Source organism: Prosthecochloris marina, assembly GCF_003182595.1.
GTDB lineage: Bacteria > Bacteroidota > Chlorobiia > Chlorobiales > Chlorobiaceae > Prosthecochloris > Prosthecochloris marina.
This window is the reverse complement of the sequence record NZ_PDNZ01000006.1, coordinates 26,986-43,254: the sequence shown is the minus strand read 5'-3', so window position 1 is coordinate 43,254 and position 16,269 is coordinate 26,986. Positions and strand designations below refer to the sequence as shown.

The 16,269-nt window shown below is 47.9% G+C and carries 18 protein-coding genes and 1 riboswitch; of the genes, 12 read left to right on the top strand and 6 right to left on the bottom strand.

All coding sequences use genetic code 11. From position 1 onward, the window contains the following. Positions 1 to 318: 318 nt before the first annotated feature. From CR164_RS09070 to CR164_RS09060, 3 genes are all read left to right on the top strand, one after another. The gene (locus CR164_RS09070) at positions 319 to 696 is read left to right on the top strand and encodes a cupin domain-containing protein (protein ID WP_110023674.1); all 378 of its coding nucleotides are present in this window, start codon (positions 319 to 321) and stop codon (positions 694 to 696) included. Positions 697 to 780: 84 nt separating this feature from the next. Continuing rightward, the gene (locus CR164_RS09065) at positions 781 to 1,209 is read left to right on the top strand and encodes a VOC family protein (RefSeq protein ID WP_110023673.1); all 429 of its coding nucleotides are present in this window, start codon (positions 781 to 783) and stop codon (positions 1,207 to 1,209) included. A gap of 21 nt (positions 1,210 to 1,230) precedes the next feature. Then, positions 1,231 to 1,758, top strand: a complete 528-nt coding sequence (locus tag CR164_RS09060) for a GNAT family N-acetyltransferase (RefSeq protein ID WP_161953510.1) — start codon at positions 1,231 to 1,233, stop codon at positions 1,756 to 1,758. A 262-nt stretch (positions 1,759 to 2,020) separates the two neighbouring features. Here CR164_RS09060 and CR164_RS09055 read toward each other — a convergent pair whose 3' ends face one another. The 4 genes from CR164_RS09055 to CR164_RS09040 form a co-directional block, all read right to left on the bottom strand. Then, positions 2,021 to 2,716 carry a cell division ATP-binding protein FtsE gene (locus tag CR164_RS09055; RefSeq protein WP_110023671.1) on the bottom strand — a complete coding sequence of 232 codons (696 nt, stop codon included), beginning with the start codon at positions 2,714 to 2,716 and terminating at the stop codon, positions 2,021 to 2,023. Positions 2,717 to 2,806: 90 nt separating this feature from the next. Then, positions 2,807 to 3,814 carry a 4-hydroxythreonine-4-phosphate dehydrogenase PdxA gene (pdxA, locus tag CR164_RS09050; protein WP_110023670.1) on the bottom strand — a complete coding sequence of 336 codons (1,008 nt, stop codon included), beginning with the start codon at positions 3,812 to 3,814 and terminating at the stop codon, positions 2,807 to 2,809. Positions 3,815 to 3,816: 2 nt separating this feature from the next. Then, positions 3,817 to 4,272 (bottom strand): DUF4293 domain-containing protein, encoded by a 456-nt coding sequence (locus tag CR164_RS09045; protein ID WP_322113286.1) that lies wholly within the window; start codon positions 4,270 to 4,272, stop codon positions 3,817 to 3,819. Positions 4,273 to 4,424: 152 nt separating this feature from the next. Beyond that, positions 4,425 to 5,702 (bottom strand): 3-deoxy-D-manno-octulosonic acid transferase, encoded by a 1,278-nt coding sequence (locus tag CR164_RS09040; protein WP_110023668.1) that lies wholly within the window; start codon positions 5,700 to 5,702, stop codon positions 4,425 to 4,427. A gap of 363 nt (positions 5,703 to 6,065) precedes the next feature. Between CR164_RS09040 and CR164_RS13305 the strand changes: the two genes are divergently transcribed. From CR164_RS13305 to CR164_RS09000, 9 genes are all read left to right on the top strand, one after another. Then, positions 6,066 to 6,191: a hypothetical protein gene (locus CR164_RS13305; RefSeq protein ID WP_265354061.1), complete on the top strand. Its 126-nt coding sequence runs from the start codon at positions 6,066 to 6,068 to the stop codon at positions 6,189 to 6,191. Positions 6,192 to 6,193: 2 nt separating this feature from the next. Next, positions 6,194 to 6,724 carry an RNA 2',3'-cyclic phosphodiesterase gene (gene thpR, locus CR164_RS09035; RefSeq protein WP_110023667.1) on the top strand — a complete coding sequence of 177 codons (531 nt, stop codon included), beginning with the start codon at positions 6,194 to 6,196 and terminating at the stop codon, positions 6,722 to 6,724. Between the two features lie 113 nt (positions 6,725 to 6,837). Further along, complete coding sequence (locus CR164_RS09030; protein WP_110023666.1) at positions 6,838 to 7,341, top strand: hypothetical protein; 504 nt, start codon at positions 6,838 to 6,840, stop codon at positions 7,339 to 7,341. A gap of 287 nt (positions 7,342 to 7,628) precedes the next feature. Next, positions 7,629 to 9,389, top strand: coding sequence for a DEAD/DEAH box helicase (locus tag CR164_RS09025; protein WP_110023665.1), 1,761 nt, complete (start codon positions 7,629 to 7,631; stop codon positions 9,387 to 9,389). 98 nt (positions 9,390 to 9,487) lie between these two features. Next, entirely contained in the window at positions 9,488 to 10,180 is a 693-nt protein-coding gene (locus CR164_RS09020; RefSeq protein WP_110023664.1) for an arginine N-succinyltransferase, read from the top strand. A gap of 30 nt (positions 10,181 to 10,210) precedes the next feature. Next, the gene (locus CR164_RS09015) at positions 10,211 to 10,690 is read left to right on the top strand and encodes a DUF2721 domain-containing protein (RefSeq protein ID WP_110023663.1); all 480 of its coding nucleotides are present in this window, start codon (positions 10,211 to 10,213) and stop codon (positions 10,688 to 10,690) included. Beyond that, positions 10,687 to 11,526, top strand: coding sequence for a damage-control phosphatase ARMT1 family protein (locus tag CR164_RS09010; protein ID WP_110023662.1), 840 nt, complete (start codon positions 10,687 to 10,689; stop codon positions 11,524 to 11,526). The genes CR164_RS09015 and CR164_RS09010 overlap by 4 nt, the downstream gene beginning before the upstream one ends. Positions 11,527 to 11,541: 15 nt before the next feature. Further along, positions 11,542 to 12,930 carry an MBL fold metallo-hydrolase RNA specificity domain-containing protein gene (locus tag CR164_RS09005; protein WP_110023661.1) on the top strand — a complete coding sequence of 463 codons (1,389 nt, stop codon included), beginning with the start codon at positions 11,542 to 11,544 and terminating at the stop codon, positions 12,928 to 12,930. 27 nt (positions 12,931 to 12,957) lie between these two features. After that, entirely contained in the window at positions 12,958 to 13,476 is a 519-nt protein-coding gene (locus CR164_RS09000; RefSeq protein ID WP_110023660.1) for a tetratricopeptide repeat protein, read from the top strand. 52 nt (positions 13,477 to 13,528) lie between these two features. Here CR164_RS09000 and xerD read toward each other — a convergent pair whose 3' ends face one another. Further along, positions 13,529 to 14,443, bottom strand: coding sequence for a site-specific tyrosine recombinase XerD (gene xerD, locus CR164_RS08995; RefSeq protein ID WP_110023817.1), 915 nt, complete (start codon positions 14,441 to 14,443; stop codon positions 13,529 to 13,531). Between the two features lie 122 nt (positions 14,444 to 14,565). After that, positions 14,566 to 15,903, bottom strand: a complete 1,338-nt coding sequence (rsmB, locus tag CR164_RS08990) for a 16S rRNA (cytosine(967)-C(5))-methyltransferase RsmB (RefSeq protein WP_110023659.1) — start codon at positions 15,901 to 15,903, stop codon at positions 14,566 to 14,568. A 163-nt stretch (positions 15,904 to 16,066) separates the two neighbouring features. After that, positions 16,067 to 16,172: riboswitch (SAM riboswitch) on the top strand. Positions 16,173 to 16,269: the final 97 nt, after the last annotated feature.

The following is a 16,269-nucleotide window of genomic DNA, read 5'->3' as shown; positions in this document are numbered from 1 at the left end:
CTCACGTCCCGACTTGTCGGGACACTTCGGCTTTGAAGTTTATCCCGATTGTATCGGGACTCCATCCGACTTGCATCCCGATGCAATCGGGACTCGCAACGGCAGAACTGCGGTTTGTTTCCCGAGGATGAATTCTCCGAGATTCGGACTTTTGAACAAAGTGAAGAGAGGCAGTCTCATTATTCCTGCTTTATAAAGTCATCCTCGGGCAAGCGAAGCGCGACCCGGGGATCCATCTTCCAAAGAAAGCCAATATGGATATAGCATTCCTGCGAGATTCCAACATCTATTATATAGGGAACATCCTATAACTTAATCATGAAGTCAACCAGAACATATTGGAATCCATTGTCTGAGCAGAGTAGTGGTGAATGGGAAATTATTCCTGGTACGGATGGAAATTTATCACAACTGACAGTAGCTGAAGATATCGATTCAGGCGATTATACGAGATTCACGAAGTTCAAGAGCGGTTATTCGACTAAAGATTTTGGGGCAAGGAGTCATACATATCCCGAAGAAATCTTTGTGGTTTCCGGTCGTTTATACGATGAAACGTTTGGTCTGTGGCTTGAGCCGGGCTACTATGCAAGCAGACCTCCGGGCGAAGTTCATGGGCCTTTTATCGCTGATGGTGAAGTGGTGATACTGGAAATGTCATATCATAGTCAGGATGTAACTAAGAGCAGCAGCTAATAAATCGCTGCAGAGGACGGCTTAACACTCCGAATAAAAGTCGCAAGGTATCGATAATCATGTTTGAAAAAGGAGACTTGAGGTATGGAACAACGAATAAGCGTGGTGACAATCGGCGTCGCCGACTTGGAACGTTCACAGAGGTTTTACGAGCAAGGGTTGGGGTGGACTGTCGGTTATACGGGTGAGCAGATCAAATTCTTTCAACTCAATGGATTGATTTTTGGGCTTTACCCAAGGGATGCACTGGCTGAAGATGCGCAAGTGCCGAATGAACGAACAGGATTTTCGGGGATAACACTTGCATATTGTGCTCGATCCAAGGAAGAAGTTGACGAAGTTCTCGAGCGAGCGGAAGATGCAGGGGCTCATATAATAAAGCCTGCGCAGGACGTTTTTTGGGGTGGGTACTCCGGGTATTTTGCCGATCCAGATGGTCATCTTTGGGAAGTTGCATACAATCCGGACTGGAAAATAGATGAGAAAGGCAACGTTTACCTGGATGCTCCTTAACATAATGAAGGACATCCTATCGTGCAGAAAAGGGTCGTAGAAACAGAGCGACTTTACCTCCGTGAGTTCACTCCGGAGGATGTACCCCAACTCTTCGAGTTACATAGTGATCTGCAAGTCATGAAGTTTCTACCTGCGTCTGAGCGCGAGAATGTTTCCCTCGAAAGATCAGCGGTCATCGTGGAAGAATGTATTCGGTATTACTCGCAGAAGCCCGGATTGGGAGTCTGGCCAACGATTCTGAAAGACGGCGACAAGTTTATCGGCTGGACACTCCTCAAGAACCTGGAGGACACCGAGGAGATTGAGATCGGCTATCGATACTTTCCTCAATTCTGGGGGATGGGTTTTTGCACGGAGATTTCCTTGGCCGTAATTGCGTATGGATTCGATGATGTAGGTTTAAAACGTATCGTCGGCATATCTCACCCGCAGAACAAGGGATCCTTACGTGTTTTCGAAAAGATAGGTCTGAAGTACGAGAAAAATGCGCACTACTACGGAATGGATGTCCTTTACTATGCACTAAACAGAGAAGGCTTCAGATAACAATTGCTTTCAGCCGGCACTTGTTCCTCACGCAGTTGTAGTGCACATTAGGCCCCTTTTTTCCTATGTCACTCGATCAATAGTTTCATGTGCAGAGACCCTGATTCATAATGCTGGTGTTCGTAGATGCCGGGATTTGAGCTCAGGTTCCTTCTGGTGCTGTTTGTGGTTGCGTTGCGGGTTTGGGCTCGTTGCGTCAGTTGGTTCAGAGTGGTTAGATCATGGTTTCGACGAGGTTCTGGTTGTTGAGGGAAGATGGTTTTTAAGACGATATCGGCCTGTAACCTTTCGGTGCATTGGTAAACGTGGCTTCCTGGAGAGACTGGTCGTTAATTCTCCAGGTTTTCGATGGATGGTGTCGTGCAAGTTCGTAGTCGTGTGTGGCGATGATGACCGCGATTCCTTTCTGATTGATCTTTTTGAGATATTCAAGAATTTCAAGCGAGGTATCGGGATCCAGATTTCCTGTGGGTTCGTCGGCGAGAATTGCAATGGGTTCACGGACGAGTGCACGGGCGATGGCTACTCGTTGCTGTTCTCCGCCCGAAAGGTTCAGCGGCATCTCTTTTGCCGCGTGTTCGAGACCGACTTCTTTCAGCGCGATCATTACCCTCTCTTCGATGAGCCGGTTTTTTGTATTGGTGACCTTGAGCACAAACGAGAGATTTTCAAAAACCGTTCTGTCTTCGAGAAGCCGAAAATCCTGAAATACGATACCCAGTTTCCGTCGAAGGTGCGGGATATGGCGTTTTTTCATGGAGGAGGATTTGTAACCGCCGATGGTGACCTCTCCTCTCGTCGGTTTTATTTCCATGTACAGTGCCTTGAGCAGTGTTGTTTTGCCGCTGCCACTTTTCCCTACGATATAGACGAGCTGGCCGGGTTCAATGGCAAGATTGACATCCTTGAGGATCAGCTTTTTTCCAAGTTCCAGATCTACGTCGATGAATGAGATCATGAGTATACGTTGAATTGTTGAGTTGTTGACCTGTTGGCACCGAAATGTCCGGGTTGGTGATTTTTTGACTTTTACCTTTTGAGTTTTGACTTATGCTTTATGTTCTCTGTTGTCCGCAATTTGTTCAGCCAATACAGCAGCTTCGGTAAAGCTTCTCGACGATGCTTTGCCAAGTCCGGCAATGTCAAAACCCGTTCCATGATCAGGAGAGGTTCGTACGATGGGAAGTCCGGTAGTGACATTGATACCGGTTTCAAATGAGAGAACCTTGAAAGGCAGCAGCCCCTGGTCATGATACATCGCAACGACAGCATCGTACTTGCAGTACATGCCTGCTCCGAAAAAACCGTCGGCAGGAAACGGTCCCTCGATGCATTCTTTTTCGGCGAGTTTGTTGATGCAGGGGGAAAGAACCGTTTCTTCTTCAGTTCCCATGACTCCTCCGTCCGAGGCATGTGGGTTGAGACCGAGAACAGCTATCCGGGGAGAAACAATATTGAAATCCGTGTGCAGAGAACGCGACAGCCTGAGTAGAAAGCTTTCGAGATCCATCGAGCGCACGAGTCCGGGCACGGTCAAGAGCGGTACATGAACGGTTGCAAGTGCAACGGTAAGCAAGGACGTCCGGTCATGGAAGAGCATTATCGGGTTCGGGGTATTACAGAACTCGGCAAGAAAGTCGGTATGCCCGGTATTGGCATACCCTGCGTTAGCTATCGCTTCCTTGTGGACCGGGGCGGTTACCATGGCTCGGCTTTTCCCTTCGAGACATAAGCTGGCGGCAGTCTCTATGGATTTCATCGCAATGTGCCCGGCTTCGGATGAAACTACTCCCGGCTTTATGGGATTTACGGGTTCGGCTACGCTGATCAGCGGGAGCACATCGTCAGGAATTTCGGGTGCATCCACCAGGTCCCGGTATGATTTGAACTCGGCTATTTTCACTGCAAGACCAAGTTGCCGGTTATAATACCGCAGTGCTTCCGCGGAACCTAAAACGAGTGGCCTGCATGAGCTGTGGTCGATCTCCTGAAAACTTTTCAGAATGATTTCAGGACCTATCCCGTGAATGTCACCGATTGTCCATGCGGTAAACATCGTTACAAGCGTTTATAAGCGTTGACGATTTTCTCATCTTTTTTCACTCCCTTCATTGCAAGCCAGAAAAACAATGGCTCAGGAAGAAGGACAAAAAATCCGGCTCCGGGAGAGTGTTCGATACCTGAACCGAAACTCCGTCCGAGCTGCTGGTTCATGAAATGCGCTGCGGTAAGGCCGGAAAGAAGATCAATAAGGAAAAGCAGAATCAGTACAACAATCAGTGTGCTTTGAAGGCTCCTGTTTTTGTAAAAGAAAATAGCGGCAATCGAAAGCAGGCCGGTGAGGGGAGAAACGACACTTGAAACATAAAGACTGAAAACGTGAATAACTCCCGCATCGGCAAGAGGTCTGAAATCCATTAAAAGGAGAGGTGTTTCCGTGGCAAAGTACCAGAAGGGGAAAAACAAACTTGAAAAGGCGAAAAGAGCAGCAGTAAGAAGATAAAAGCTTTGCATTCGCGCTAACATAATAATCAGGAGTTTAAGCTTGTGAAAACTGAATGAAACGGTCCAAAAACAAGGGTGCTGAAAATGAACTTTAAAAGATTGTCGTTATAACAGTTATCATTGTATGCACCTGTTGAAGCGATTTAATGGAATATAAGCATTCACTTTGTAAGACTGTTGAGCGTGTCGAGGATCTTTTGGGCAACTGTTTTGGAGGCACCAAGGCGGTTTTGTACATAGCTTCCGGCGATGGCGCCTTGTTCTGTTCTTTTCAAAGGATTATCAACGAGTTTCTGTAATGTATCGAGGAGAGACGTGGCGTTGTGGACTTCCGTTGCTCCCCCTGTTTCTGCCAACGCTTCAGCCTCGGGAGAGTTGTGGTGTTTCGGGCCGAAAAGGACTGGAATGCCGTATACGGCGGGTTCAAGGGTATTGTGGACATTGATACCGAATCCTCCGCCGACATAGGCGATTTTCGCAAGAGCATAGAGTTCGGCGAGCAAGCCGATGCTGTCGATGATGAGAATGCGATCTGCAGAAAAATTGTCAGGAAATGAGGAAAATCGGGCAAAAGAAAGGCCGGCGGAGTCAAGGTCGCTTTCAAGGCGGAGGATATTGTTTTGGGACACATCATGCGGAGCGATGATCATACTGAGATGTCCGGCCAGCGACACATAGGCGGGAAGAAGCAGGTTTTCATCTTTTTCCCAGGTACTTCCGGCAACCAGAAGCGTTGTTTCCGAGTAATGCTTTTTCAGATGGCTGATTCTGTTCATGTTGTGGCTTCGTAGCAGTACCTGGTCGAACCTGGGATCACCCGCCGTGAAGACATTCTCTTTCCCGAACCTTTCCTCGAACCGTGTACGGTCTTCATCCGAAACCGCGTAGATTGTGTCGAAGAGGGAGAAAACATAGTGATAAAACTGACGGATGAAGGGTTTGAAGTAGTTGGAATGTTCCTGAAGAACAGCGGCGGCAAGAATAAGGGTCGCTCCATGCCGTTTTGACACGTGAAGATGGTTCGGCCAGAAATCGTAGCGCATTACCACGAGTACATCAGGCTTGATCAGTGCAACGGTTCGCTCTGCATTTTTCTTTGTATCGACCGGATGATAAAACACGGCTTTGGCATCAGGGTAGTTTTTATAGACAGTGTAACCCGAGTCGGATTGAAACGATATGAATATCAACGTATCCGGACGAGCTCTTTTTACTTCGGCTATGATCGGTCGAGCCTGCTCGAACTCTCCGGCAGAAGCCGCATGTATCCAGACTCTGGGATTCGAGTCTGTCGGATTTGCTGCTGCTTCAAGTTCTGCAAAAAGGTTTTTCCTCACTCGGAAGAAAGCCCGCAATTTCGGTAAAACCCCGCTGAATAATTTCAGAGATCCTGCTAAAAACGGTACTATTGTGTTGTAGAGGAATAGCTGCGGTGCCATGGTTATGTTAGCTCTGATGGAGAACGATCTCTTTAGTATTACCTAAACTGAGCGTCCCGACTCGTCGGGATGCTCAATAATAGCAAGTTTATTAAAAACAGTCTTATATACTGTTCGAAAAGTGTTAAAGAACCGTATTTGTTAAAATCCTTCGGAATTGCAGGTCATAGCGAGTCCGCTTCGTTACAGGGAACTTGCGTCCCGACTTGTCGGGATACGGCGGCATTCCCTGTGCCTTGCATCTTCGGCATGCTCGACAATTGTTCACTTTAGGTATCATTAAAAACCGGAATTTCAAAGCCTGTATCGTACGGTGTCCTACAGCTCCATCAAACACATCGCGGATATTCGGGGAGGTCAACCATGCAATCTTTTCCCGGTCTTTTCGCTGAATCGATGAAGGCGATGAATGCCGTTGCCCTGAACGAAGCTTATGCCGGGCAAACAGGAGAAGGGATTCGGCTTGCAAATCTTGTTCTTGATATCTGAACATGAAAAAACGGGTTTTCATCGCAATGCCTGCTGAAGAAGTGCTTCGATCGAAAGCCTCTTCTTTCAGGGAGGTTCATCGCAATCTCCCGGTTCGCTGGGTTCCTCCGGAAAATCTCCATGTTACCCTGGTTCCTCCCTGGTATTGTGATGATGTTGAGGGGATTTTCGGAAAACTGCACGACCTTCTCGATACCGTCAAGGTATTCGATGTGTGTTTCGGTACAATATCGGTCGGGCCGACGCTGAAGAAACCGCGTCTGATCTGGGCTTCGGGTGGCGTTCATGATGGTTTGGGAAAACTTCAGGAAAAACTCTCATGCCTTGTCGAACCGAGGTTCGACAAACCGGAGAAGGCTTTTCTGCTGCATGTCACCCTTGCCAGGGCAAAAAAGAACCGGAAGATATGTCTGGTTCCCGAGGTCATAGACTGGAAGGTTACGTTTCATTCTGTTCGTCTCTACGAGTCGATACTTCGACCTTCCGGTGCCGAGTACCGGGTCTTGTGCGAGGTTGAACTCGGGGCGGAATAAAAGCGTATATTACAGGTGGCGTGGGAAACCTGCAGCAAGAGAAAAACCTGATGTAGTTGCCGGGTCAGCCATTGCTGAACACCAAGATCGAAAAACCAAGGAGGATATGCCTCATGAAACTGCATACGGTCATTCTGGCACTGGTCTTGTTTGTCGTGGTTTTGTTTGCCGCAATCAACTGGGGGCTGTTCGCCCGACAGGACAGCATCAATTTCATTTTTTTCACCGTCGAAGCTCCCCTGGGATTTATCATGCTGGGGACAATCGGGGTTTTGAGCGTTATCTATCTGCTTTTTATCGGAAGACTGGAAGTTGCTTCAATGTTCGAAGCACGTAAATGCAGCAAGTCGCTCGAAGAGGCTCGTGAACTTGCTCTAAGCAAGGAAAAGAGCCGTATTACCGAACTGCAGAATGTGCTTTCAGGACAGATAGAAGCTTTTGGTGAAAAATTCGGAGCGCTGGAAAACAGGATCAAGGGCATCGAAAGTAAGTTCAACGGCACTGAAAGCAAGATTGATGACATTATAAAACGATTTGACGAAGAGGGTGTTTTTATTGTGCGTAACGAAGAAAAGAAAAAACCTGATAATGCCGATACCCAGAGCGGTGAAGCATAGCGTCGATATGACCGGTTGAAATGAATAGATTGTCCTGTTAGTGTTTTGTATGATTAATTCGTACAATAAGCAGTGTCTCGATCACCGTGCTCAAGACAATCTTGATAAGAGTCTTGATTTTCAGTGATAGGGAAAAAGGGAAGCAGAGCGTAGTGGAACCTTTCTCATAGACGCCTTCCTGAAATTTTACATCAACTTGCGGACATTACGAAAAAGCTCCTGTTACCGGTATTAACCTGTCGCATTGCTGTTTTTCAGGTTGTCCTCATACCAGGAGATAGATTTAAATGACGACGAAAAAACATGTTCCACCAACCGGATTCAGAGACCTTGGGCTTTCGGATCAGGTACTCGAGGCTCTCGACGATGTGGGTTACGAAACACCTACCCCCATTCAGCTTCAAACCATTCCAATTATTCTCGAAGGGGGAGATATTCTCGGCCAGGCTCAGACCGGTACCGGTAAAACGGCTGCGTTTGCATTGCCATTGCTTTCAACGGTCGATCTTTCCAAAGCTGAACCTCAGGTGCTGGTGCTCACCCCGACACGAGAGCTTGCGATACAGGTAGCGGAAGCCTTTCAGCGATACGCAGCCTTCATGGATGATTTCCATGTACTCCCGATTTACGGAGGACAGGATTACAGTGGTCAGCTTCGGCGGCTGAAACGGGGAGTGCATGTCGTGGTCGGTACACCGGGAAGGGTTATGGACCACATCAGGAGGAAAACCCTTGTTCTTGACGGGCTGAAGACTCTTGTGCTCGACGAGGCCGATGAGATGCTTCGGATGGGCTTTGTAGACGATGTCGAATGGATTCTCGATAAAACACCAGCCTCACGGCAGGTGGCGCTTTTTTCGGCAACCATGCCTTCGGAAATTCGCCGTATTTCAAGAAAATATCTTCGTGATGTATCAGAAATCGCGATCAAGGCAAAGAGCTCCACGGTCGAAACGATAACACAACGATTTCTTCCTGTTTCAGGTCAGCACAAGCTCGATGCACTTACCCGTATTCTCGAGATCGAGCATTTCGACGGTATAATACTTTTTGTCCGTACAAAGACCGCTACACTCGAGTTGTCCGAGAAGCTGAGGGCCAGAGGGTATGCTGCTGCGGCTCTTAACGGTGATATGGTTCAGAAGCACCGCGAGAAAACCATCGGACAGTTCAAGGGAGGAGAGTATAACATGCTTGTTGCAACGGATGTCGCAGCAAGAGGCCTCGATGTCGAGAGAATAAGTCATGTGATCAATTACGATATACCGACCGATACGGAAAGTTATGTTCACCGAATAGGTCGAACCGGTCGTGCTGGGCGAAGCGGTGAGGCGATACTTTTCGTCACCCCTCGTGAAATGTCGATGCTGCGAACGATAGAAAAAGCCATCAGGAAGCGTATCGACAGGATGGAATTGCCATCGACCGAGAGCATCAATGACAAACGCATAGTACGTTTCAAACAGCAGATCAGCGATACGCTTTCGACGGCCGATCTCGGTTTTTTCCGTGATCTTGTAGAGTCATATTGTTATGAGCATGAAGTGACAGCCATCGATGCGGCTTCGGCTCTTGCAAGTCTCTACCAGGGTGACACCCCCTTGCTCATATCGGCAAAATCACAAAAGTCTTCGCGACGGAAAAAGGATGGGAGTGCTCCTGGAGATACTGGTAACAAATCTTTTAAGCGAGAAAAAGATCCGCTTTACGATGTTATCGATTATGAGCGTTACCGTTTGGAGGTGGGAGAGAAACACGGGGTGAAACCGGGGAACATCGCCGGTGCGATTATCAATGAAATTGGTGTCGAAAGTGGTGCAGTAGGACGGATCAGCATCTTTGAGGATTACAGCACGGTTGAACTGCCTGAAGGCATGCCGAAGGATGTCTTGAGAGAACTCGGCAAAGCGTGGGTATGCGGTCAGCAGCTCCGTGCGTCGAGGCTTACAAAAGATTTTGGCGGACGGAAAAAGCTTTCGGTAAAAGATAAGCGAAAACCGAAAAAGAAGTCCAAGCGTGTATCCCGAGTCAAAGGCAAAAGAGGTTGATCGCTCTATGAAGAAGGTTTTTTGCAGGATAAGCTGAATCTGTATTATTTTGTACATGAGCCTTCGGTATAGAAAAATTTCTTTTACAGGTTTCGGTTATGGATACACAAAAAGATGTTACCGAGAACTCCTCAAAAAGATTCAGCAGTTCCCAGGTCTTTGCTATTGGTCTTGGAATTTTTTTTGTTACGGTTGCGATAACGCTGCTGGCTTTACGTTTTTTCTTTTTTCCCGCACCGTTTGCACCGGTCGAGCTCAGTGAACGTGAAAGGCAACAGCTTGCCGGAAAACTCGATAAAATAGAGCGGGCGAGTGGTCTGTCACTTGAGGACATGTTTGGCGCTGTAAAGGAAGAAGAACTGACAGCTGACGGATTGCTCAAACCTGAACCGTACAGCGAAGAGGAAGGCAGTCGTGAAATCTACCTCTCGGAGCGGGAACTGAATGCTCTTCTGGCAAACAATACCGAACTTGCCCAAAAAGCGGCTATCGATCTTTCCAGAGATCTTATCAGCGCGAAACTGTTGGTTCCGGTCGATCCTGATTTTCCAATTCTCGGTGGCAAGACAATCAGAGTTCGCGCAGGCCTTGAATTCGCTTATCGAGAGGGCAGGCCGGTTGTGAAGCTCAGAGGGATAAGCCTTATGGGAGTGCCTTTGCCGAATGCGTGGCTGGGAGGTATCAAGAATGTGGATCTTGCCGAGGAGTACGGTTTTTGGAGAGGTTTTTCAGGTGGTATCGATACGTTGGCCATTAGAGAGGGAAAAGTGTTCGTTCGATTGAAGGAGTGATATTTAAAGGTATGAAGCGTTAGGATCCTTATGTCGTTACAGTCTGTTGAACTCCTTGTTCCGATTATCCAAACAGCGATTGGACCGGTCATTCTCATATCCGGACTGGGGCTGCTGTTGTTGACCATGACCAACCGGCTTGGAAGAATAATCGATCGCTCCCGGTCTTTGTCCTGCGATCTCGATGCTCCTGAAGCTGCTCTCAGGCAAAGGGCTTCCATGGAAATCGACATCCTTTGGGCGAGGGCTCGACTTATCCGGTTGGCGATAATGCTTGCATCCTTCAGCTGCCTTTTCGCTTCGCTCCTTGTTATCGTACTGTTTCTTTCACCGATTGTTTCGCTCGATCTGCCTTTACTGCTTTCTTTTTTATTTATTTCCAGCATGGTCTGCCTGATTTGCTCCCTGCTGTTTTTTCTTCTCGATGTCAACAGAACCCTGGCCGCCTTGAAAATCGAATTGGACAGTCACAAGGCCCGCCAATGTTCCGATTCTTCTGTTTTACCATGAAAACATTTCTCGATTGTATCCCTTGTTTTATGAACCAGGCCTTGAAAGCCGGACGTTTTGCAACTGAAGATGAGAAAACCCTCAAGGAATTGCTTGCTGTTACAGGTGAAATGGTGCGCGAGATATCTTTTGATATGACTCCTCCTGAAATAGGTGACAGGATATACAAAGAGGTACGCCGACTGACCGGTGTAGACGATCCCTTTCTCAATGTAAAAAAGGAAAATATTCAGGAGGCATTGGCGCTTTATCCGGAGGCGGAAAGAATAGTGGAAAACTCTCCGGACAGGCTGATGGCGGCAATTCGGATGGCAATAGCCGGTAACATCATTGACCATGGCGTCAATCGGAATTTTGATATTCATGCTATGGTAGAGCAGTGTATGCAACAGGATTTTGCAATCTGTGACTTTTCAGCTTTTAACGAGAAGCTTGAGCGTACTTCATTTGTTTTGTACATAGGGGATAATGCCGGAGAATCGGTTTTCGACAGATTGCTGATACAAGCGCTCGCTAAACCGGTGATTTACGTGGTGCGTGAAGTTCCGGTGATCAACGATGTTACTATGGATGATGCTCTTTTTTCAGGTATAGGAGGCGAAGCCGAAATTATATCATCAGGTTCAACGGCACCCGGAACGTTGCTGGATCGCTGTAACAAAAGGTTCCTTGACTTGTTTCATTCTGCGGACCTGATCATCAGTAAAGGGCAAGGGAACTATGAGGCACTTTCCGGAAAAGGAGAAAATATTTTTTTCATGCTACGGGCGAAGTGTCCTGTGATCGCATCGCATCTCGGGGTGGAAGTGGATGATATTGTTTTGAAAAACGGTTGACCGTTAGCAGCAATCATGGAAATAGAGTTTTACGGGGCTACCGGCAGAATTACGGGCTCCTGTCATATCGTGAGGATAAACGGCCGCCAAGTTCTTCTCGATTGTGGTCTTGTTCAGGGAAGGCCAGAAGAAGAAGCCTTGAACAGAGAGGATTTTCCTTTTGATCCCCGGGCGATAGATGCCGTGGTGCTGAGCCATGGGCACATCGATCACTCCGGACGATTGCCGTTACTTGTGAAAAGGGGGTTCAGGGGACCGGTTTACACCCATCCTGCCACCAGAGACCTTGCGCTTGTTCTTTTGCAGGACTCGGCCAGGCTCAACGAACGGGATACGAATTATGAAAACCGCATCAGGCAGAAGAAAAAACAGCCGCTTATCGACCCTCTTTACAGTACAGAAGATGTTGTCGGGACGATAAATTTGATGCAGGGACTGAGATACGGAGTGAAAAAAGAGATCTTGCCCGGGGTGGTGCTGCGGTTTCAGGATGCCGGTCACATTCTTGGTTCAGCAATGGTCGAACTCTGGCTTTCCGAAAACGGCAGAGTGAAAAAAGTGGTTTTCAGCGGCGATGTTGGCCAGTACGATACACCCATTCTGTATGATCCGTCTGAAATAGCCGATGCTGATGCGGTTATTGTCGAAAGTACGTATGGAGACAGGCTGCATAAAGAAAAAGAGCAAACCTTGCAGGAGCTTGCCGGGATTATCGGCAGTGCCTCCCATGAGAAGGGAAATATTCTGGTTCCGGCATTTTCAATCGGGAGGAGCCAGGAACTGTTGTATCTATTTGGAAAATACGCCAAAGAGTGGGGGTTGGAGCGATGGCAGATTTTTCTCGACAGTCCAATGGCAATTGAAGCCAGCCGAATATACTGGGATTATCCTGAGCTGTACGACGAAGAAGCCACCAAGCTTCGCCGTCGGATTCACGAAATGCCGAAACCCAGTAACCTCCGTTTTACCCGTCACTCGAGTGAATCCAAAGAGATCAATGCAATAGAGCATGGAGCGATTATCATTGCCGGGAGCGGTATGTGCAATGGTGGAAGAATCATTTACCACCTCAAACACAATATAAGCCGTCCTGAATGTCATGTTCTCATAACGGGTTATCAGGCTGCCGGTACACTTGGCAGGAAGCTTGTGGAGAGAGCCGAGACCGTTCGCATTCTTGGGGAAACGTTCAGGGTTGAAGCTGCTCTTCATACGGTTGGAGGACTTTCCGCCCATGCAGACCAGCGTGATCTGCTTCGCTGGCTGAAAGGATTCGTTACGGCTCCGCATATGTATGTGGTCCACGGAGAACAACAGGTTAAACAGCATTTCAGTGCATTCTTGCAGAGGGAACTCGGCTTGCAGGCAAGTGTGCCCGAGCCGGGAGAAATTGTTCGTTTATAGTGGTTTAAAAAAAAGGAGATAACGATCATGCGTGCTTTAGTTGCTTCCATGTCTTTCCTGCTTTTCCTTTTTGTTTCAAGTCCGGTTTTTGCTCAGTCCGCCGATACACTGATTGAGCAAGGCAGAGAGCTGTATGATCAGGAAGAGTATAGTCAGGCTCTCGAGAACTTCAATCGTGCCATCAAAACCGACCCTCGAAATGCAAAGGCGAACTACCATCGTGCTAAGGCATTGTACAAACTCGAAAAATATCCGGAAGCACTCGAAGGTTTCAACAGAGCGGTTTCCCTTAAGAACGATTATCACAAGGCATATTACCGGAGAGGGAAGACCTACTACAAACTTGGGAGTTACACTGAGGCTGTGGCGGATTATACCAGGGCGATCGAGATCAAAGAGGATTATGCCAAAGCGTTCTACCGCAGAGGGATTGCAAGACTTGCGATCGAAGATACCTCTGGTGCATTGAAAGATATACAGGCTGCGGCACAGCTCGGGAAGACAAAGGCCGTTGAGTTGCTTGAAGAAATGGAAGGGCAGAACTGAATGAGTGTTTTCTCGTTGGGAAAAGACGACTTGCAGAGAGTTTGCTGTGCGCCTATCCTCTGGGATGGAAGGTTTTATGCACTTCCTTGATGAAAGAGCGGTCGATATGGGTGTAGATTTGTGTGGCGATGATGGAACTGTGACCGAGCATTTCCTGGACTGCCCGAAGGTCTGCACCACCTTCCAGCAGGTGTGTGGCAAAGGTGTGGCGAAGCGTGTGAGGACTTATTTTTTTTGTGATCCCGGCAGCTATGCTGTATCGTCGGACAATGGTGTAAGCTGACATTCGGGAAAGCATTTTACCCCGCGCATTGAGAAACAGATAATCCCCGGACTCCGGTTTTGAGATATTCAGCCGTAAATCCTGCTGGTAACGTCTTACCCATTCGGTTGCGCTACGGCCGACCGGAACGAGGCGTTCCTTTGAGCCTTTGCCGAAAATTCGGGCGAAACCGGCGTCAAGATAGCAATTGCTTTGCTGCAGGTTGACCAGTTCGCTTACCCGAACGCCGGTTGCATAAAGAAACTCGAGCAGTGCCTTGTCCCGTAAACGGTATTTTCCGGGCGGATCTTCCTGCATCGGAGCGTTGAGGAGTCTGAATACTTCGTCAACAGTCAATACTGTCGGGAGATGTTGTGCGGGTTTTGGTTGATGAAGGTTTTCCGTTGCGTTGATCTCGATGATGTTTTCGCGCACGAGGAACTTGTGGAAAGAGCGGATGGCTGAAATGTTTCTCGCTACGGAACGTGCCTCCAGTCCTGCATCGTGAAGTTCGAGAATGAATGACTGTATGTGGGTAAGGGTGATTTCAGCAACCGATTTTTCAAGGTTTTCTACATAGAGAAGGTAACGGTACAGGTCGTTAACGTAAGAAGCTATCGTGTGTTGAGAAAAATTTCTTTCGAGCGTCAGGTAATTGACGAAGCTTTCAAGATGACTGCTGTATGGTTCTTTCAAGGCTTGCATTACGGGTAAAGTCAAAATTCAAAAAGTCAAAAAAGCGTACCATGTTTTGTGTTGGCTCTATGTACTCATAAAGGCAAAAGATATTTCGCCCCTCGACATTTCTGACTCAACACATCAACGCTTCAGCGTTTCTTTCTCAAACGTTGTGCAAAGCCGCCGTCGAAGCCTTCATACTCGCCCGGTAGAGTGAGGCAGGAGCCGGTGCTCGAGTTTATCTCGTTGACATCCGTCAAGGAGAGCGATACAGGAGCCGGTTCTCTTGTAAAATCAGGGTGGCGTTTCAGAAAACGTTCTATCTGAAGAGCGTTTTCCTCAGGTTCCACAGAACACGTGGCATACACCAGGATTCCTCCGGAATCCAGCAGACCGGCAGCGTGATCCAGCAGCTCTGACTGGAGGAGAGTCAGCTCCTTGAGCTTTTCGGGTGAAGTTCTCCAGCGAAGTTCTGTTTTTCTTCCCAGAACACCGGTTCCCGTACATGGAGCATCGAGGAGAACTGCATTCGGAGGTTTCTCCGGTTGAATTGTCCTTGCATCCGCTACAACCGTTTGTATGATCTTTATATCGAGTTCGTTGGCTCGCTGTATGATTTTTTTGCACTTGTTGGGGTAGCGGTCTACTGCGATCAAGGAGCCTTTGTTCTGCATCATTTCAGCGAGGAACGTGGTTTTTCCTCCCGGAGCGGCACACATATCCAGCACGGTATCGCCAGGCAAAGGGTTCAGCAGCAGGCAGGGGATTGCCTGTGTCGGGTTCTGCACGGTCAGCAGTCCAAGATGGATGAATGGTTTACAGGCATCGAAGTCTCTTGTGAGGATGAACCGTTCTTGCATGCAAGTGCTGAACGTAACCGATGCGTCTTTCAAGGCGGCAAACATGGTTTCAGGGGAGGTTTTCAGGGTATTGATGCGTAATGCCGTCAAAGGGGAGGCATTATTGCTGGTAAGCATCGATCTTGTTTTTTCTTCACCGTATACATCAAGCCATCGTTCGACAAGCCATTGTGGATGTGACTGTTCAATCGAGAGCCGTTTATGAAGCGGCATTTTTTCAAGCGTTTCATTGAAGGTCGAGGCTGGTTCGGAAGCAATTTTACGGAGCACTCCGTTAACTATCCCGCTGATGTGCCGGCCTTTGTATTTTCTTGCAAGTTTGACACATTCGTCGACAGCGGCCCAGCCCGGTATTTTGTCGAGAAACAGCAACTGGTAAGTGCCGAGGCGCAAAATGTTCTGCAGCACAGGAGCAGCTTTATTGAAATCATGGTGGTAGTAGCGGCCTATCATGAAATCGAGTTTCAGCCTGAAACGCAGGATGCCGTTGACAAGTTCAGTGGCAAGAGACCGGTCGTTTTTATCGGGGTTGTGTTTATCAAGCAGACGATGGAGTGATTGTTCCGACTTGGTGTTGTTTTTTTCTGTTTCCTGTAATGCCAGGAGTGCTATTTCTCTCGCTTTCATGAAAAAGTGACAGGTTCATGAGGTGGTTGTTTCGCATTGCCTCGAAATATCGGGCATACGTACAATAAAACAATTTATTCGGGGTGCTGGCGGTTTGTAAAATAATATTCTCTGTTGTAGATTGAGACCAACCAGAGTAGTTCTTTCTCTACGAGTTTATAAGCTATCATCCAGAAAGGTGGAGGGACTGGCCCTGAGAAGCCTTGGCAACCGTCATCAGTGATTGGTGCCAAATCCATCCCGGACAGAGAGTGCGGGGAAGATGATCGTATGTACATGCCTTGTTTTCATACCATTTTCCATCTTCGTTCGAGTTTCTCTTTCTGGTTCCAGCTTACAGGATGATTGCAAGAAATCATCTATTAG